The 17485-nt window shown below is 68.3% G+C and carries 20 protein-coding genes; 13 read left to right on the forward strand and 7 right to left on the reverse strand.

Features of this window, described 5'->3' with window-relative positions:
• Positions 1 to 192: 192 nt before the first annotated feature.
• Entirely contained in the window at positions 193 to 1227 is a 1035-nt protein-coding gene (locus MAY35_RS03145; RefSeq protein ID WP_238419164.1) for a TerC family protein, read from the forward strand.
• Between the two features lie 25 nt (positions 1228 to 1252).
• Here the strand turns inward: MAY35_RS03145 and MAY35_RS03150 are convergent, their stop codons facing one another.
• Together MAY35_RS03150 and MAY35_RS03155 are read right to left on the reverse strand one after the other, a co-directional pair.
• A complete protein-coding gene (locus MAY35_RS03150) occupies positions 1253 to 1537 on the reverse strand; it encodes a YciI family protein (RefSeq protein ID WP_238419165.1) in 285 nt (94 codons plus the stop codon).
• A 2-nt stretch (positions 1538 to 1539) separates the two neighbouring features.
• The gene (locus tag MAY35_RS03155) at positions 1540 to 2055 is read right to left on the reverse strand and encodes an amino-acid N-acetyltransferase (RefSeq protein ID WP_238419166.1); all 516 of its coding nucleotides are present in this window, start codon (positions 2053 to 2055) and stop codon (positions 1540 to 1542) included.
• A 148-nt stretch (positions 2056 to 2203) separates the two neighbouring features.
• Here MAY35_RS03155 and pgsA point away from each other — a divergent pair, with 148 nt between their 5' ends.
• The 7 genes from pgsA to MAY35_RS03190 all read left to right on the forward strand — a co-directional run bounded on the left by pgsA (position 2204) and on the right by MAY35_RS03190 (position 7515).
• On the forward strand, positions 2204 to 2905 hold the full coding sequence (gene pgsA / locus MAY35_RS03160; protein WP_238419167.1) for a CDP-diacylglycerol--glycerol-3-phosphate 3-phosphatidyltransferase: 702 nt from the start codon (positions 2204 to 2206) through the stop codon (positions 2903 to 2905).
• 94 nt (positions 2906 to 2999) lie between these two features.
• Positions 3000 to 3368 carry a helix-turn-helix domain-containing protein gene (locus tag MAY35_RS03165; RefSeq protein ID WP_238419168.1) on the forward strand — a complete coding sequence of 123 codons (369 nt, stop codon included), beginning with the start codon at positions 3000 to 3002 and terminating at the stop codon, positions 3366 to 3368.
• A 106-nt stretch (positions 3369 to 3474) separates the two neighbouring features.
• Positions 3475 to 4290, forward strand: coding sequence for a phage shock protein PspA (gene pspA, locus MAY35_RS03170; RefSeq protein WP_238419169.1), 816 nt, complete (start codon positions 3475 to 3477; stop codon positions 4288 to 4290).
• Positions 4290 to 5528 carry a glycosyltransferase gene (locus tag MAY35_RS03175; protein ID WP_238419379.1) on the forward strand — a complete coding sequence of 413 codons (1239 nt, stop codon included), beginning with the start codon at positions 4290 to 4292 and terminating at the stop codon, positions 5526 to 5528. The genes pspA and MAY35_RS03175 overlap by 1 nt, the downstream gene beginning before the upstream one ends.
• Positions 5519 to 5713: a DUF3046 domain-containing protein gene (locus MAY35_RS03180; RefSeq protein WP_238419170.1), complete on the forward strand. Its 195-nt coding sequence runs from the start codon at positions 5519 to 5521 to the stop codon at positions 5711 to 5713. Before MAY35_RS03175 ends, MAY35_RS03180 begins: the two co-directional genes overlap by 10 nt.
• Before the next feature lie 198 nt (positions 5714 to 5911).
• Positions 5912 to 6955 carry a recombinase RecA gene (recA, locus tag MAY35_RS03185; protein WP_006436452.1) on the forward strand — a complete coding sequence of 348 codons (1044 nt, stop codon included), beginning with the start codon at positions 5912 to 5914 and terminating at the stop codon, positions 6953 to 6955.
• Positions 6956 to 6963: 8 nt separating this feature from the next.
• The gene (locus tag MAY35_RS03190) at positions 6964 to 7515 is read left to right on the forward strand and encodes a regulatory protein RecX (RefSeq protein ID WP_238419171.1); all 552 of its coding nucleotides are present in this window, start codon (positions 6964 to 6966) and stop codon (positions 7513 to 7515) included.
• Between the two features lie 17 nt (positions 7516 to 7532).
• Here the strand turns inward: MAY35_RS03190 and MAY35_RS03195 are convergent, their stop codons facing one another.
• Genes MAY35_RS03195 through MAY35_RS03210 form a run of 4 tightly spaced genes read right to left on the reverse strand, consistent with a single transcriptional unit; the run spans position 7533 to position 10836 of the window.
• Positions 7533 to 8423, reverse strand: a complete 891-nt coding sequence (locus MAY35_RS03195; RefSeq protein ID WP_238419172.1) for an amino acid ABC transporter permease — start codon at positions 8421 to 8423, stop codon at positions 7533 to 7535.
• Positions 8420 to 9097, reverse strand: coding sequence for an amino acid ABC transporter permease (locus MAY35_RS03200; protein ID WP_238419173.1), 678 nt, complete (start codon positions 9095 to 9097; stop codon positions 8420 to 8422). The genes MAY35_RS03195 and MAY35_RS03200 overlap by 4 nt, the downstream gene beginning before the upstream one ends.
• A gap of 16 nt (positions 9098 to 9113) precedes the next feature.
• Positions 9114 to 10106 carry a glutamate ABC transporter substrate-binding protein gene (locus MAY35_RS03205; protein WP_238419174.1) on the reverse strand — a complete coding sequence of 331 codons (993 nt, stop codon included), beginning with the start codon at positions 10104 to 10106 and terminating at the stop codon, positions 9114 to 9116.
• A 1-nt stretch (position 10107) separates the two neighbouring features.
• Positions 10108 to 10836 (reverse strand): amino acid ABC transporter ATP-binding protein, encoded by a 729-nt coding sequence (locus MAY35_RS03210; protein ID WP_238419381.1) that lies wholly within the window; start codon positions 10834 to 10836, stop codon positions 10108 to 10110.
• A 134-nt stretch (positions 10837 to 10970) separates the two neighbouring features.
• Between MAY35_RS03210 and miaB the strand changes: the two genes are divergently transcribed.
• The gene (gene miaB / locus MAY35_RS03215; protein ID WP_238419387.1) at positions 10971 to 12506 is read left to right on the forward strand and encodes a tRNA (N6-isopentenyl adenosine(37)-C2)-methylthiotransferase MiaB; all 1536 of its coding nucleotides are present in this window, start codon (positions 10971 to 10973) and stop codon (positions 12504 to 12506) included.
• Between the two features lie 20 nt (positions 12507 to 12526).
• A complete protein-coding gene (locus MAY35_RS03220; protein WP_374237915.1) occupies positions 12527 to 13186 on the forward strand; it encodes a hypothetical protein in 660 nt (219 codons plus the stop codon).
• Positions 13187 to 13228: 42 nt separating this feature from the next.
• Here the strand turns inward: MAY35_RS03220 and MAY35_RS03225 are convergent, their stop codons facing one another.
• Complete coding sequence (locus MAY35_RS03225) at positions 13229 to 14611, reverse strand: DUF349 domain-containing protein (RefSeq protein WP_238419176.1); 1383 nt, start codon at positions 14609 to 14611, stop codon at positions 13229 to 13231.
• 212 nt (positions 14612 to 14823) lie between these two features.
• Here MAY35_RS03225 and MAY35_RS03230 point away from each other — a divergent pair, with 212 nt between their 5' ends.
• From MAY35_RS03230 to dapF, 3 genes are read left to right on the forward strand one after another with little or no spacing between them, the layout of a single operon-like run.
• Entirely contained in the window at positions 14824 to 15627 is an 804-nt protein-coding gene (locus MAY35_RS03230; protein WP_238419177.1) for a hypothetical protein, read from the forward strand.
• Positions 15624 to 16544 carry a tRNA (adenosine(37)-N6)-dimethylallyltransferase MiaA gene (miaA, locus tag MAY35_RS03235; protein WP_238419178.1) on the forward strand — a complete coding sequence of 307 codons (921 nt, stop codon included), beginning with the start codon at positions 15624 to 15626 and terminating at the stop codon, positions 16542 to 16544. Before MAY35_RS03230 ends, miaA begins: the two co-directional genes overlap by 4 nt.
• Positions 16545 to 16569: 25 nt before the next feature.
• Complete coding sequence (dapF, locus tag MAY35_RS03240; protein ID WP_238419390.1) at positions 16570 to 17463, forward strand: diaminopimelate epimerase; 894 nt, start codon at positions 16570 to 16572, stop codon at positions 17461 to 17463.
• Positions 17464 to 17485: the final 22 nt, after the last annotated feature.

Raw genomic sequence — 17485 nt, forward strand, 5'->3', positions numbered from 1 at the left:
CGGACACAGTTTGTATTAAGGTGGCCGGAGATCCATGAGGGGAGTATCCCCGACGCGGCGTCTCCGTCAATACGGTCCGGATGCGCGACGATGCCGATCATCGTCGCGGCCGGGACCCGGAGCGTCGGCCGCCTTGCCCGGCGGGAGAGACCTCTGGCTCGTCAGCCGTTGCTGCCTGCTGGAGGTAATTCTGTGGATGTCTCTGTATCCGTTTGGCTGATCACCTGTGCGGTGATCCTCGGACTGTTCGTGTTCGACTTCTTCACACACGTGCGCGTGCCCCACGCGCCGTCGCTGAAGGAGTCGGGCATCTGGTCGGCGGTCTACATCGGCTTCGCCGTCATCTTCGGTCTCTTCGTCTGGTGGAACTGGGGTTCCACCTTCGGCGGTGAGTACTTCGCCGGGTACGTCACCGAGAAGGCCCTCTCGGTGGACAATCTGTTCGTCTTCGTCATCATCATGGCGAAGTTCGCGGTGCCCAAGGAGTATCAGCAGAAGGTCCTGCTGCTCGGCATCCTGATGGCCCTGGTCATGCGCGGCATCTTCATCGCCGTCGGCGCCGCCGCGATCAACGCATACAGCTGGGTGTTCTACCTGTTCGGTGCGTTCCTCATCTTCACGGCGATCAAGCTCGTCCGTGAGAGTGACGATCCCGTCGAGCACGAGGAGCAGCGCGAGACCCGCCTCGAGCGGTTCGTCAAGCGATACCTGCGCACCCACGATTCCTACGACCGCGACAAGCTCTTCACCCGCGTCAACGGCAAGCGCCTCGCGACACCGATGCTGATGGTGCTCATCGTCATCGGCTTCACCGATGTCCTGTTCGCGCTCGACTCGATCCCGGCGATCTACGGCCTGACCTCTGAGCCCTACCTGGTCTTCACCGCCAACGCCTTCGCCCTGATGGGTCTGCGTCAGCTGTACTTCCTCATCGGCGGACTGCTCGACCGTCTCGTGTACCTGTCGATCGGACTCTCGATCATCCTCGCCTTCATCGGCGTCAAGTTGGTCCTGCACGCGCTGCACGAGAACACGCTGCCGTTCATCAACGGAGGCGAGCACCTGAGCGTCCCGGAGGTCTCGACGCCGCTGTCGTTGTCGGTGATCATCGGTGTCCTGGTCATCACCACGGTGGCCAGCCTGATCAAGAGCCGCGGGGTCGCCTCGAAGCCGGACGCCGAGGCGTCCGGTTCGGAGAACGCGGGGTCCGAACCGCTCGACCGCTAGGTCGACGCGACGGGTGGGCGCGGGGTCAGGCCGGGAACGGCCCGAACACCTGCGTCCACTCGTCGATGCGCACCGCGTCGACGGCCTCGTGGGCCTGGAACGGATCGTTGGCGAGGAACGCCTCCGCCGCCTCCAGGTCGGCGGCGCTGATCACGATCAGTGCACCCGAGCCGTCCGGGTAGGGCCCGGCGATGAGAACGTTGCCCGCCTTGTTCTCCTCACCGAGCCACTCCCGGTGCAGCTTGCGGTGCTGGTCGCGCAGCGCGGCCTTGGCGGGGCGGTAGGTGTACTGCACGGCGAAGTAGGGCATGGTCACTCCTGCTCGATGGTTGCCAGCATCCGGGTGTTCCCCAGCGTGTTGGGTTTGACGTAACTCAGATCGAGAAATTCGGCGACACCGGTGTCGTAGGACCGGCACATCTCCTCGAACACCTCGCGGGTCACCGGCGTGCCCTGGATCTCGGTGAACCCGTGACGCGCGAAGAACGCGGTCTCGAAGGTCAGCACGAACACCCGGGACAGCTGCAGCTCACGTGCCACACTCATCAGTCGGTCGACGAGGAGGTGGCCGATGCCTCGGCCGGCGTGCGCGGTGTCGACCGCGACGGTGCGGACCTCGCCGAGATCGGCCCAGAGGACGTGCAGGGCACCACATCCGACGACCAGGCCGTCGACGTCGGCGACCCAGAACTCCTGGACCGATTCGTACAGGGTCACCAGGTTCTTCTCGAGCAGGATCTTGCCGGCGTACTGGTCGATGAGTTCCTTGATCCGGGGGACATCCGACGTGCGCGCGCGGCGGATCGCGACCTGATCGACGGGGGGCATGAGATCCCACCTTAGTCGTGTGACAGGGCTGCCCGCCGTGCGGAGGCGACCTGTTCACCACGGTCGGCCGGTCGGCCGATACCCTGATGGGCGTGCACGTGAGAATTGCCCTGAACTGCGGCGCCCCGCCGCGCTCGGGGGTGTGCTCGTGACCGACCGGATCAGGCGGGCGGTCGACGAGAAGGGCATCGCCAACGTCGGCCGCGGACCCGACCCCATCACCGACCCCGTCGACCCCGTTCCGGTGGTCAACATCGCCAACGCGCTGACGGTGTTCCGGATCGTCCTGGTCCCGGTGTTCCTGGTGACGCTGTTCATCGACTCGGGAGAGTCCACGCTGTGGCGGTCGATCGCGACCGTGGTCTTCGGGGTCGCCGCGCTGACCGACCGTTACGACGGCCGCATCGCCCGCGAACGCGGTCTCATCACCGACTTCGGCAAGATGGCCGATCCCATCGCCGACAAGGCGCTGATCGGCGGGGCCCTCGTCGGGCTGTCGATCCTGGGCATCCTCCCGTGGTGGGTCACGGTCGTCATCGTCGCCCGTGAGGTGTGGGTGACGGCCCTGCGGTTCTGGGTGCTGCGGCACAAGGTGATCCCGGCCAGCCGCGGCGGCAAACTGAAGACGCTGCTCCAGGCTCTCGCCATCGGCATGTACCTGCTCCCGCTCGGCGACCCGGGGCAGCTCGCCGCCCACGTGCTGATGGGACTGGCGTTGGTGGCGACCATCTACACCGGGCTCGACTACACCTGGCAGGCGATCAAGGTGCGGTCCGAGCGCGACGAGCCGGCACCCGCGCCGGCAGCCACGCCCCGGCGTGCGGTCGGAGGAACCGGCGGCGGTCGGTGACTTCGACTATCGTCGGTCAGACGGTGCCGCGGGGACCCACCGGGAACCCATCGGCGATGCGGTGCGTTGGGTAGTGCAGTAGAGAGGAGACTCGATGGCGATGCTCTTACGGGAGGCGCTCGGCGACAGCCTGCGTCGGGTCCGCACACAGCAGGGTCGCACTCTGCGCGAGGTGTCCACCGGCGCACGCGTGAGCCTCGGCTATCTCTCGGAGGTCGAACGCGGGCAGAAGGAGGCCTCGAGCGAACTGCTCGCGGCGATCTGCGATGCGCTCGACGTCGAGATCGCCGATCTGCTCCTCGAGGTCGGTAGCGCGATGCGACCGGCCGGTGCCGAACCCGTCGTGGTCGGCGCGGGCCCGCTGGGCGACACCGCCGATGCGGAGACCGGCCTGAGTGCGACCAAGGTCGTGATCCCCGCACCTCCGGCGCGCCGCGACACGACGGCGCTCGCCGCGGCCTGACGGTCGACTGCCCGGCAGCCGACCGAACGACACCGTCTCATCGCGATCCCGCAGACGCTAGATTGGTCTGCAGAGTTCTCAGACCCCTGAATGGAGTACGAAGAGCATGGCGAACCCGTTCGTGAAGTTGTGGCGCTACCTTTCAGCACTCGGCAACGCGAAGATCGACGAACACGCGGACCCGAAGGTCCAGATCCAGCAGGCGATCGAGGATGCGCAGCGTCAGCACCAGGCGTTGTCGCAGCAGGCGGCGTCGGTCATCGGCAACCAGCGTCAGCTGGAGATGAAGCTGAACCGTCAGCTCGAGGACATCGAACGACTGCAGGCCAACACGCGTCAGGCGCTCACGCTGGCCGATCAGGCCGCGGCTGCCGGCGACACCCAGAAGGCCACCGAGTACACGAATGCCGCGGAGGCGTTCGCCGCTCAGCTGGTCACCGCGGAGCAGAGCGTCGAAGACCTCAAATCGCTCCATGACCAGTCGCTGCAGGCCGCCGATCAGGCCAAGAAGGCGGTCGAGCGCAACGCGATGATCCTGCAGCAGAAGCTCGCCGAGCGGTCCAAGCTGCTCAGCCAGCTCGAGCAGGCCAAGATGCAGGAGCAGGTCTCGGCGTCGCTCAACCAGATGAGCGAGCTGTCGGTGCCCGGCAACACGCCGAGCCTCGACCAGGTCCGCGACAAGATCGAGCGCCGCTACGCGAACGCGCTCGGTTCGGCCGAGTTGGCCAAGAACTCGGTGCAGGGCCGTATGCAGGAGGTCGAGCAGGCCGGAATCCAGATGGCCGGACACTCCCGTCTGGAGCAGATCCGCGCCAGCATGCGGGGTGACGCATTGCCTGCAGCCGGTACGGCCGCCCCCGGACTGCAGAAGCCTGCAGCGCAGGCCGCGCCGCCCACCACCGAGCCCCCGCAGCAGGGCTGATTCGCGTCGCACTGGTCGCCGGGTCCGACGCCGGGCACGCGTTCCCGGCGTTCGCGCTCGCCGAACGCTTCACCGCCGCGGGTGATGAGGCGACCGTGTTCACCTCGCTCGACTGGTCGCCGGCGGCGCACCGGCGGGGCATCGACCTGGCCGAGCTCCCGGCTCTGGGCGCCGAGGATGCCGACGACGACACCGACGCGGGTGCCAAGTTGAGTGCACGCGCGGCCCGCATGGCCGTGCCGCTCGCGGAGCAACTACGCACCTGGAGAGCCGACGTCGTCGTGTCCGATGTCATCACCGTCGCGGGCGGGTGGGCCGCACAGTTGTGCGGACTGCCGTGGGTCGAACTGTCACCGCATCCGCTGTACCTTCCGTCGCGAGGTCTTCCGCCCATCGGGTCGGGGCTCGCCCCGGGCCGTGGTGTGCGAGGTCGCCTCCGCGACGCCCTCATGCGGGCCGCCACCGCCGCGTCCATCCGAAAAGGGCTGCGGCAGAGACGAGATGCTCGTCGAACGATCGGGCTCGGGGGAGTGAATCCGGAGCCATGGGCTCGTCTGGTGGCCACGCTGCCCGGCCTCGAGGTCCCGCGCCCGGACTGGCCGGCGGACACCCACATCGTCGGCCCACTGGTGTGGGAACCGACCGACGAGGTGTTCGGGCGGCCGGCAGGCGACGCACCGCTCGTCGTCCTCGCGCCGTCCACGGCACAGACCGGCGCACCCGACATGGTCGGTGTCGCGCTCGACGCGCTCGGTGCCTCCATGCTGGGGCGTCCGGTCCGCGTGGTGGTCTCGGGACTCCGACAGCCCGATGACGCCGCCCTCGCGCGTTTCGGCAACGATGCGAACGCCGAACTGCCGACGTCCGGCCTGTTGACGTCTGGTCTGGGACGGCAGGACGAAATCCTCCCGCACGCCGATCTGCTCATCTGCGGGTCCGGTCACGGCATCCTCGCCAAGGCGATGACGGCCGGTGTGCCGGTGATCGCGGTTCCCGGTGGGGGAGACCAGTGGGAACTCGCCACCCGAATGGAGCGCGCCGGTGCGGGACGCGTCGTGCGTCCGGTCGCCGCCGCCGCGCTCGCCGACGCCGTGCGCAACGTGCTCGACGATCCGGCGTATGCGCGCGCCGCGCGTGTGATCGGCGACTCGGTGGCCGACACCGTCGACCCGGTGGCGGTCGTGCGGCGCGTGTTCGCCGTCGCGTCCGCATCACCTAGGCTGGGCTCGTGCGCCTGACCGAGTTCACCGAGTTGATGACCGTGGAATTCGGTGTGTCCGCGACAGATTCGATCCTGTCCGATCACGTCCTGATCGATGTCGGCGGGCGCACCGGGTCCCAGGCGATCGACGACGGGGTCGACCCCCGAGACGTGTGGATCGCCATCTGCCGCGACTTCGACGTACCGCGCCATCGCTGGTGACGCGCGTCCGCGTGTCGCACTTGCCATCGAACAGGTGTTCGTTCATCCTGGTGCCAGACCGAACCATTCGATGGAACCAGACGGACCGCCCCTGCGTCTGAAGAGTTGTCGGACCCACCGGCTACCTTTCACCACATGAACGCCCGGACCGCACAGACCGCCCGCCGGAAACCCGGCCCGCAACCGAGGAGAACTGCCATGGCACCCGCGCCCCAAGACCGTGAGAAGGCACTCGACCTGGCCCTCGCGCAGATCGACAAGAACTTCGGCAAGGGCTCGGTGATGCGTCTGGGCGAGGAGACCCGTCAGCCCATCGAGATCATCCCGACCGGCTCGATCGCCCTGGATGTGGCCCTGGGCATCGGCGGTCTGCCCCGCGGTCGCGTCGTCGAGATCTACGGCCCGGAATCCTCGGGTAAGACGACGGTCGCGCTGCACGCGGTCGCCAACGCCCAGGCGCTGGGCGGCATCGCGGCGTTCATCGATGCCGAGCACGCGCTCGATCCCGACTACGCCGCCAAGCTCGGTGTCGACACCGACGCGCTGCTGGTGTCGCAGCCCGACACGGGTGAGCAGGCGCTGGAGATCGCGGACATGCTGATCCGGTCCGGTGCGCTCGACATCCTGGTCATCGACTCGGTTGCCGCGCTCGTCCCCAAGGCCGAGATCGAGGGCGAGATGGGCGACAGCCACGTCGGTCTGCAGGCCCGCCTGATGAGCCAGGCGCTGCGCAAGATGACCTCCGCGCTCAACCAGTCGAAGACCACCGCGATCTTCATCAACCAGCTGCGCGAGAAGATCGGCGTGATGTTCGGTTCGCCCGAGACCACCACCGGCGGTAAGGCGTTGAAGTTCTACTCGTCGGTGCGCCTGGACGTCCGGCGTATCGAGACCCTGAAGGACGGCACCGACGCGGTGGGCAACCGGACCCGCGTCAAGGTCGTCAAGAACAAGGTTGCCCCGCCCTTCAAGCAGGCCGAGTTCGACATCCTCTACGGCCAGGGCATCAGCAAGGAGGGGTCGCTGATCGACATGGGTGTAGCCGAAGGCTTCATCCGCAAGTCGGGATCGTGGTTCACCTACGAGGGCGATCAGCTCGGCCAGGGCAAGGAGAACGCCCGCAAGTTCCTCCTCGAGAACGTCGACATCCGCGACGAGATCGAGAAGAAGATCAAGGAGAAGCTCGGAATCGGAGCGACGGTCGATGCCGACGACATCGCCCCCGCCCCGGTGGAGTTCTGAGGCCGGTTTTGGGCGAGGCACCGGACCCCGAGGAGACGCGGCCGCGTCGGGAGAAAGATCCCGAGCGGAAGGGACCCAGCGCATGGGACTCGGCACTGCGACTCCTCGGGGTTCGTGCGCGTTCACGGCAGGAGATGCGTGACCGCTTGAACCGCAAGGGTTTCGACGCGGACACCGTCGACGAGGTGATGGAGCGGCTCGACCGCCACGGTCTGCTCGACGACGAGGAGTTCGCGTCCGAGTGGGTCCGTTCCCGGCACCTCAACTCAGGGAAGGGACGCGTCGCGTTGCGGCACGAACTCCGGACCAAGGGAGTCGACGAGTCCGTGATCGCCGAGGCTCTCGCCGACATCGATCCCGCCGGCGAGCGCGAGATCGCAGCCGGACTGGTGGAGCGCAAACTGACCGCGTCCATGGCCGATCGGATCGCCGGTGACCGAGCAGAACGCGACAAGGCCATGCGGCGTCTCGTCGGAATGTTGGTGCGGCGCGGGTACTCCCAGTCGCTGGCGTTCGACGTGGTGGGTGAGGCGCTCAACGCGCTGCAGAGCAGCGGCTGAGCACCCCACCTCCGGTATCACCGTCCGGTCGGCAGATTCTCCGAAGCAGCGAGCTCGGTCGCCTCGGGATCGGCCGGCGGCGCCGACGACCGGCGTCCCTGGCGAAGTCGCCGCTCGAGAGCGGTGGCGAAGGTCGACAGACCGAAGTTGATGAGAATCATGATGACCGCGACCACGATCAGCGCGGGGATGTAGTTTCCGTATCGCGAGGCCGACAGAAGTCCGCTCCGGACCACCTCGGAGTACCCGATGATGTAGCCCAGCGCGCTGTCCTTCAACGCCACGACCATCTGTGAGATGAGTGCGGGCATCATGGCCGTGATCGCCTGGGGGAGCAGAACGATGCGCATCATCTGGCTCTTGCGCAGGCCCAGCGCCATCGATGCCTCGGTCTGCCCCTTCGGTAGCGAGTTGATCCCCGAACGCAGGATCTCGGCCATCACCGAGGCGTTGTAGAGCGTCAGACCGGTGACGACCGCGGCGAAGGCCAGCGCCGACGACGGGAAGATGCCGTAGATCGCGAAGAGGAACCAGGTGAACACCATCAGGATGAGTACCGGGATGGCGCGGAACACCTCGACGAACAACCCGGCGAGTGCGCGCACCCACCGATGGTCGGAGAGCCGCCCGATGCCGAGGACGGCCCCGAGGATCAGTGACAGCACGATGGACACCGCTGCGGCGGAGAGGGTTCGCCACAATCCGGGCAGGATGTACCCGGTCCAGGTGCTCCAGGTGACGAAGGGTGACCACTTCTCGCCGGTGAACTGATCGTTGGCCGCCAGCACGGTGACGACATAGATCGCGATCGCGGCGAGGACGACGACGAACGCGACGGCCAGGAGCCGGTTGCGGGCGCGGGCGCGCGGACCGGGGGCGTCGTAGAGGACGGTTGCGTCAGCACTCATCGTTTGACCGCCAGTCGCTTGGCGAGGTAGCCGAAGACGGCGCCCTCGGTGAGGGTGATGATCATGAACCCGACCGCGATGACGCCGAAGATGACGAACAACTGATCGGAGAACGTCTCGATCTCGGTCTTCATCAGGGCCGCCGCCTCGGCGACGCCGATGACCGACGCCACGGTCGTGTTCTTGGTCAGCGCGATCAGGACGCTGCCGAGGGGTCCGATCACCGATCGGATGGCCTGCGGCAGCACGATGACGCCGAAGACCTGGGTGAACGACAGCCCGAGGGACCGTGCCGCCTCGGCCTGACCGAGTGGAACGGTGTTGAAGCCCGAGCGCAGGGTCTCGCACACGAAGGTCGAGGTGTAGAGGACGAACGCGAGCACCGCGAGCCAGAAGTTGTTCGACTCGATCGTCGGGGCGAACGTGAGACCGAGATTCTGGTAGAGGCCGATCGCGCAGAACAGCACCACGAGGGTGAGCGGTGTGTTGCGGACGATGTTCACGTAGACCTCGGCGAAGGCACGCATCACCGGAACCGGGGAGACGCGCATCCCGGCGAGGATCGTGCCCCAGACCAGCGAGCCGATGGCGGAGTAGAAGGTCAACTGGATGGTCACCCAGAAGGCGGGCCACAGCTCGGGGCCCATGCTCTCCCACAGAGAGACGTCATTCATCGGTTGTTCTCGTTCCTCACTGGAGCCCGGGCGGGCACGGCGTCGACGGTGAATCCAGGAACGTCAGGTCGCCGGGGTCGGGCCGGTAGGGGAATTTCGAATCCGGCCGGTCCGCACGGGCGATGATCTCGTCCACGTAGGGGTTGCCGAGGGCTTCGCGCAGCGCCGCGTTCCATGCGGACTCCCCGTCGCCTGCGGGGGCGAGCATCGCGTCGAGAGCCTTGTTCACGGCGTCGACGGATGCGGTGTCGTCGAGGGCGAGCCCGACGCCGTATCGCTCGGTGGAGAACGGGCTTCCGGCGGTCTTCAGCGCGTCCTTGACACACGCGTCCTTCAGGTACGTCATCTCGACGAGCTTGAACTCGCCCTCCCAGAAGTTGGAGTACCCGGCGAGGATCGCTTCGTCGGTGGTCACGGCGTCGACCTTGTCGCGCCGCAGGGCCTCCACACAGGCCGAGTAGGAGTCGTACTCCTGGAGCTGCACCGCGGGCAGCTGCGCCTTGACATTTTGGGCGGGGGTGGAGCCGGTGACCGAACAGAGCTTCTTGCCCTTGTCGAGATCGGCGAGCTCGTCGATGGTGTCGTCGTCGGCTCGGACCATGAGGCCCTGGTAGGTGACGAGATACGGGCCGCCGAAGGAGACCTTCTTCGATCGGGCCGCGTTGATGGAGTACGTGGCGGCGATCAGGTCGACCTCGCCGTTGTCGATCATCGCCTCACGTCGGGCCGAGGGCGTCTCCCGCCACGTGATCTCCGGGTGGGGGACGCCGAGCTCGTCGGCGATGTGGTCGACGACATACCTCGACACCGAGGCGTCGAAGCCCTCGACGTTGCCGTCGGGTTCGTAGAGGCCGAGACCGGGCTGATCGAACTTGACCCCGAGCACGACCGATCCGTCACGGATCGAATCGATCAGGTTGCGGGGCTCGGTGCTTCCGCAGGCGGACAGGACGGTGGCGAGCAGCGCACCGACCGCGAGTATCACACCGGTGGTGCGTACCTGTCTCATGTCAGTGCCCCAGGATCTTGCCGAGGAAGTCACGGGCGCGATCCGTCTGCGGATTGTCGAAGAAGGTGTCCGGCTCTGAGTCCTCGATGATGGCGCCGTCGGCCATGAAGATGACCCGGTCGGCGGCCTTGCGGGCGAAGCCCATCTCGTGGGTGACGACCAGCATCGTCATGCCCTCCTTGGCGAGGGAGACCATGACGTCGAGCACCTCGTTGACCATCTCCGGGTCGAGCGCCGAGGTCGGTTCGTCGAACAGCATGATCTTCGGGTCCATCGCCAGTGACCGGGCGATCGCCACCCGCTGTTGCTGCCCGCCCGAGAGCTGCGCCGGGTACTTGTCCTTCTGGCTGGCGATGCCGACGCGCTCGAGGAGTTCGAGTGCCCGCTTGGCGGCCTCGTCCTTCGACTTCTTGCGCACCTTGGTCGGCGCCAGCGTGACGTTCTCGAGAATCGTCTTGTGCGAGAACAAATTGAACGACTGGAAGACCATGCCGACGTCGGCGCGCAGCCGCGCGAGGTCCTTGCCCTCGGCGGGCAGTATCGCGCCCTCGACGAGGATCTCGCCGTCGTCGATCGGCTCGAGCCGATTGATCGTGCGGCACAACGTGGACTTGCCCGATCCCGACGGTCCGAGGACCACGACGACCTGGCCCGCCGGCACCTCGAAGTCGATGTCCTTCAGCACGTGCAGCGAGCCGAAGTACTTCTGCACCCCCCGCATCGCGATCATCGGCTGGGACCCGGGGTCCGCGGACTTGCTCGGCGAAATGGTCATTGGGAAACCCTATCCGCCGACCTGGATCCGGGTGACCTGTGGGAGTCGATTTGCCTGCGCCCCGTACCCTCATAGGAGTGAGTATCGAGTTGTCGGATCGGCCTGAGCAGGCAGCACCCGCCGCCCGGCGTTACCAGGTACGGACCTACGGCTGCCAGATGAACGTCCACGATTCCGAACGCATCGCCGGCCTCCTCGAGGACGCGGGGTACGTCCGTGCCGCGGAGGGCGACGACGCCGATCTGGTCGTGTTCAACACGTGTGCGATCCGTGAGAACGCCGACAACAAGCTGTACGGCAATCTGTCGCATCTGGCCCCGGTCAAGTCGGACCGACCCGGGATGCAGATCGCGGTCGGTGGGTGCCTGGCGCAGAAGGACAAGGACACGGTGCTGTCGAAGGCGCCGTGGGTCGACGTCGTGTTCGGCACCCACAACATCGGGTCGTTGCCCGCACTGCTGGATCGGGCCCGCCACAACGACGCCGCGCAGGTGGAGATCCTCGACGCCCTGGAACGGTTCCCGTCGAACCTGCCCGCCAAGCGTGACTCCGCGTACTCGGGTTGGGTGTCGGTCTCGGTCGGCTGCAACAACACGTGCACGTTCTGCATCGTGCCGTCGTTGCGTGGCAAAGAGGTCGACCGCCGGCCGGGCGAGGTGCTCGCCGAGGTGCAGGCACTCGTCGACCAGGGTGTCGTCGAGGTGACGCTGCTCGGCCAGAACGTCAACGCCTACGGCATGTCCTTCGCCGACCCGGACCAGCCCCGCAACCGGGGAGCCTTCGCCGAACTGCTGCGCGCGTGCGGCGACATCGAGGGACTGGAGCGGGTGCGGTTCACCTCGCCGCATCCGGCCGAGTTCACCGACGACGTCATCGAGGCGATGGCGCAGACCCCCAACGTGTGCCCGCAGCTGCACATGCCCCTGCAGTCGGGCTCGGACCGCGTCTTGCGCGCGATGCGCCGCAGCTACCGGCAGTCGAAGTTCCTCGGCATCCTCGACAAGGTCCGCGAGGCGATGCCGCACGCGGCCATCACCACCGACATCATCGTCGGATTCCCGGGGGAGACCGAAGACGACTTCCAGGCCACCCTCGACGTCGTCGAACGGGCCCGGTTCTCCAGCGCGTTCACCTTCCAGTACTCGCCACGTCCCGGAACCCCCGCCGCCACGATGGCCGAGCAGGTGCCCGCCGAGGTCGTCGCCGACCGCTACCAGCGCCTCATCGCGCTGCAGGAGCGGATCTGCCTCGCCGAGAACGAGGCTCTGGTCGGCACCGAGGTGGAACTGCTCGTCGTCGCCGACGAGGGACGCAAGTCGGCGAAGACCCGGCGCATGACCGGCCGAGCTCGCGACGGCCGACTCGTGCATTTCGCGGCAGGGAACGCCGGTGGCATCCGTCCGGGCGATGTGGTGCACACCGTGCTCACCGACGCCGCTCCGCATCACCTGATCGCCGACGGCGGGATCATCACGCACCGTCGCACCCGCGCAGGCGATGCACACGAACAGAGCCGTACCCCCACCACCGGGCCGGTCGGCGTCGGTCTCGGACTCCCCGCCGTGGGTGTCCCCGCGCCGCTGCCGACCGCGGACGCCGGTTGCGGCAGTGCGTGCGGTAACTGACCACATCACGAAGTGAGGGGATGAGCATGTCCGACACCACACCGGATCCGGGACGCTCGGCGTCCGGAGCCGACTCCGACGGGTCGCCGGGATCCGCGGCCGACCAGTCGGCGTTCGAGCAGTACGAGGGCGACCTGCGCAAGGCCGAGCGCCGCGTGGCCGGCGAGATCGACCCGGGTGCACGTGCCGTGGTGGTGGCGGTCGCCGTGGTGGTCGCGATGGTCTCGATGGTGTTGCCGCACACCGGATCCGTGACCGGTCTCGAGGTGTTGACATTAGCCCCCGAGGCCGCAGCCGAGCGCGTGACCATCGTGTCGAAGATCTTCGTCTACCTCGTCACGATCTTCGGGATCGTGGTCTCGATGCTGGCCCTGCTGACCCGCCGCTGGGTCCTCGCGTGGATCGCGCTGTGCGGCTGCGCCATCGCGTGCGTGGCGGGAATGCTGGCCTGGTGGACACGCAACACCCCGGGTGTCGGCGGGGTCGAACCGCCGTCCGGTGTCGGCATCGGCCTCGTACTGGGGTGGATCTCGGTCTTCGTGCTGACCTTCCACTGGTCGCGGGTGGTCTGGGCCCGCAGCTCCTATCACCTGGCCGTCGAGGCCGAGCGTCGCCGGCAGGCCGCCGAACAGGACGCGTACGCGTCCGCGCTGTACCAGAAGAAGCCGCAACAGCCCTGAGCGGACTGTTGCGGCCGGTGCCGAGAGCTCGGCGGTCGTGCCTCAGCGGTCGGTGATCGCGTTCTCCGCGGCGTCGGCCCACTCGCGCCACTGTGCGGCCTGGTCGCGAAGCTTGGCCGCGTCGCGCTCCTTGCCTCGCTCGGCGGCCTTGCGGGCCTGATCCTCGAGTTGCGCCGCACGATCGGCGAACTGCGCCGCGCGCGCCATCGCCTCGGGATCGGTGCGCTGCCACTGCGCGTCCTCGGCGTCGCGGATGCGCTTCTCGAGAGCCCGTGCGCGTGCTTCGAGACTCTGCATCTGGTCGCGCGGCACCTTGCCGAGCTCATCCCACTGCTCGCGGAAGTTCCGGAACTCGCGACGGGCGGCCTCGAGGTCGGCGTTCGGATCGATGGACTTCTCGGCGGCGTCGAGCAGGGCCACCTTGGCCGTCGCATTCGCCGCGAACTCGGCGTCGCGTTCGGAGGAGGCGGCGTTGCGGGCGCCGAAGAAGACGTCCTGAGCGGCCTTGAACCGCTGCCAGAGAGCCTCGTCGGTGTCGCGCGGGGCGCGACCGGCCGCCTTCCACTCGCCGAGCAGTTCGCGGAACTTCGCCGACGTGGGACCCCAGTCGGTTGACCCGGAGAGTTCCTCGGCCCGCGCGATGAGGGCTTCCTTGCGCTCCTTCGCGCCGGCCCGCTCGCGGTCCAGCTCGGCGAAATGGGCGCCGCGCCTGCGGTTGAACGCGTCACGTGCCTTGGCGTACCTCTTCCACAGCGCGTCGTCGGTCTTGCGGTCGACACCCTTGATCGACTTCCACTCGTCGAGGATCTCCCGGAGTCGGTCGCCCGCACTCTTCCAGTTGGTCGCCTCGGCCCCGATCTGCTCGGCCTCGGCGGCCAGCACCTCCTTGCGCGCAATGGCGTCGGACCGGGTCTTCTCGCGCTCGGCCTTGATGGTCTCGGCCACCTCGTCGGCGCTGCCGACGATGGCCTCGAGCCTGCGCGCGAGCGCGGCGACATCACCGATCACGTGCGCGTTGGGCAGGTCGTCGAGCAGCTGCCTCGCCGCGCCCTGCGCCTTGCGCGGGTCGCCCGAGCGGGCGGACAGCCGCTCCTCGAGGATCTCGACCTCGGTGGCGAGGTCGTCGAACCGGCGACCGAAATGGGCCAGGCCTTCTTCGACGGTGCCCGCCTGCCACGACGCGATCTCCCGCTCGCCCTCGTCGGTCTTGAGCCAGACGACCCCGGCCTCGTCGATGCGCCCGTAGCGGTGCGGGTCGCCGGCGACGATGTGGGTCACGACCGGTTCGTGCGTGGCGCCCGGACGCGGGCCGGGTTTGGGACGCGGGCCGGGTTTGGGACCCGGACGGGGACCGGACTGGGCTGCAGGTGCCGGCTGAGGAGGAGTCGGCTGGGGGGCCGGTGACGGATCGGTGGGGTTGGTCATCTGCTCGTGTCCTGCCGCTCAGTGGTGCCGCGCGTCACGGCTGCCGGTCGCTGGGTCGATTCTCGCCCGGCATCCTACGCGCGGGTGAGCGTCGACAGTACGGATCCATTCAAGCAGTTCAGGCCTGTCGATGTGGCGTGCACGCCGACTTGGCCGGTTCCGCCGCGGGTTCGCCCGACGTCGGTGCCGGGGGAGTCGACTAGCGTCGTGGTGTGCTTGCGGCCGTCGTCTTCGTACCGAGTGCTCCTCTGCTGGTACCCGAGGTGGCCGGGCCGGGGGCACACGACACCGACCCGGTACGGCGCGCCTCCCTGGAGGCGGTCACCGGCGTCGCCCCCGGAGTCGACCGCTGGATCGCGGTCGGGACGGCCGACGACCCGACCCCCGGCCTGATCGCGGAGCCGGCCTACGGGACCTTTGCGCGGTTCGGTGTCGATGTCCCGGTCGGTGTTGATGTCCCGGTCAGGGTCGACGCGCCGGTCACCGGGGACGGCCGGACCCGAGGGGTCACCGGCCGGATGAGTCTGTCGGTGCTCATCGCCGGCTGGATCGCCGCGTGCGCGTCGCTGGGTCCGGTGAGGGTGTACAGCGTCGGCGCCGCGACGACACCCGCCGACTGTCTCGCCATCGGCGCGGATCTGGGTGCCGAGCTGGTCGAAACGTCGGAGCGGATCGGGGTGCTCGTCGTCGGGGACGGATCGACGGCTCTCACCGACAAGGCTCCCGGCGGTGGGCGCCGGGAGTCCGCGGTGGCCCTCAACTCCTCGATCGTCGCGGCGGTGGCGTCCGCCGACACGGCGGCCCTCGCCGAGCTGGATCCGCACGACTGCGAGTCCGAGGGCGTCGGTGGCCGACCCGCGTGGCAGGTCGCCGCCGGCATCGTCGGAGATCAGCCGGTGCGGCCCGCTGTGACGTTCGCCGACGCGCCTTTCGGCGTCGGCTACCTCGTCGCCACGTGGATCGCCGATTCCGGAACGACCGGGGTCGACCGATCAGCCGGAGAACGCCTCCGATGAGGAGCACACCCACGCCCGTCGCGGTCATCGGCCCCACCGCGGGTGGCAAGTCCGACCTCGCGCTCGACCTCGCCGAGCGGCTCGGCGGCGAGATCGTCAACATCGATGCGATGCAGCAGTACCGGGGCATGGACATCGGTACGGCCAAACTCCCGGTCGCCGAGCGCCGCGGTATCCCGCATCATCAGCTCGACGTGCTCGACGTCACCGAGGTGGCCACGGTCGCGCGCTACCAGGAAGCGGCCCGCGCCGACGTCGATCACCTTCTCGCCGCGGGCCGCGTGCCGGTGATCGTCGGCGGCTCGATGATGTACATCCAAGGGCTCCTCGACGACTGGCAGTTCCCGGCGACCGACCCCGCGGTCCGCGAGCGGTACGAGTCGATGCTGGCGGAGGTCGGGGTCGGGCAGATGCATCAGGTGCTCGCCGCGGTCGACCCCGCGGCCGCCGCAACGATCCTCGACACCGACGCCCGGCGGATCGTCCGGGCCCTCGAGGTCGTCGAACTCACCGGTGCCCCCTTCGCGGCGTCCCAGCCGAGGATCGGCGAACCCCGTTGGGGCACCATCATTCTCGCGCTCGACCGGGACACCGGTGAACTCGACGAACGCATCCGCCGCCGTACCCGGCTGATGTTCGACGCCGGGCTCGTCGACGAGGTCGCGGCACTCTGTGACCTCGGCTTGCGCGCGGGACGGACGGCGTCCCAGGCCATCGGATACAAGCAGGTCCTCGCCGCGCTCGACGGGGAGTATGACCTGGCGCAGGCCGAAGAGCTCACGTTCATCGGGACGCGCCGGTACGTGCGCAGACAGCGGTCGTGGTTCCGTCGCGATCATCGGGCGATCTGGCTCGACGCCGGTGAACCCGGCCTCCTCGACCGAGCTCTACGGGCCGTCGAACAGCAGGCCCCGTAGGCTGTCGACCGTGACCTCTGCTCCGATGCGTGCGCCCGCCGACCTGCGTTTCGTGAAGGGCCACGGCACCCAGAACGACTTCGTGGTGCTCGCCGACCCCGACGCGGAGCTGGCCCTCGACAGCGAGATGGTCGCGGCGCTCTGCGATCGCCAGCGGGGGATCGGTGCCGACGGGCTGTTGCGCGTCGCGCGGGCGGGGGCCCTGGTGTCCGGCGGTGTCCTGGACGCGCTGCCCGACGGCGTCGCCGACGACGACTGGTTCATGGACTATCGCAACGGCGACGGATCCGTGGCCGAGATGTGCGGCAACGGTGTCCGCGTCTTCGCGCACTTCGTCCGGGCGACCGGCCTGGTGGCCACCGACGAGTTCTCGGTCGGTTCGCGGGCGGGCGCCCGTCCGGTCACCATCCACTCCTTCGACGACGTGCACGCCGAGGTGACCGTCGAGATGGGCGTCGCACGTCTCGACGGCTCGTCGGTCGTCCGGATCGGCGACGACATCTACCCCGGAGCCATGGTGGACGTCGGCAACCCGCACCTGGCCTGCGTCGTCGCGGACATGACCGCCGACGATCTCGCCGCCGTCGACTTCGGGGCCGGGGTGACGATCGAGGCACAAGACTTCCCGCACGGCGCCAACGTCGAGCTGCTCACACCTCCCGTCGAAGGGTCCGACGGCGGGTTGACCGCGCACATGCGGGTCTTCGAGCGCGGCGTCGGGGAGACGCGTAGCTGCGGGACCGGGCTGGTGGCGGCCGCCCGTGCGGCCTTCGACTCGCGTGGCGCGGAGTCGGGCGAACTGCGGATCACCATCCCCGGCGGCGAGGTCACCGTGACGATCCGTCCCGACGGCTCCACCCTGCGCGGGCCCTCGATGCTCGTCGCCGAGGGCGCACTCCGCGCCGGCTGGGATCGCTGAGCTCGATATTCAGGTGCTCGAC

Origin of the sequence: Gordonia sp. 'Campus' (assembly GCF_022206305.1) — a bacterium.
Taxonomy (GTDB): Bacteria; Actinomycetota; Actinomycetes; order Mycobacteriales; family Mycobacteriaceae; genus Gordonia.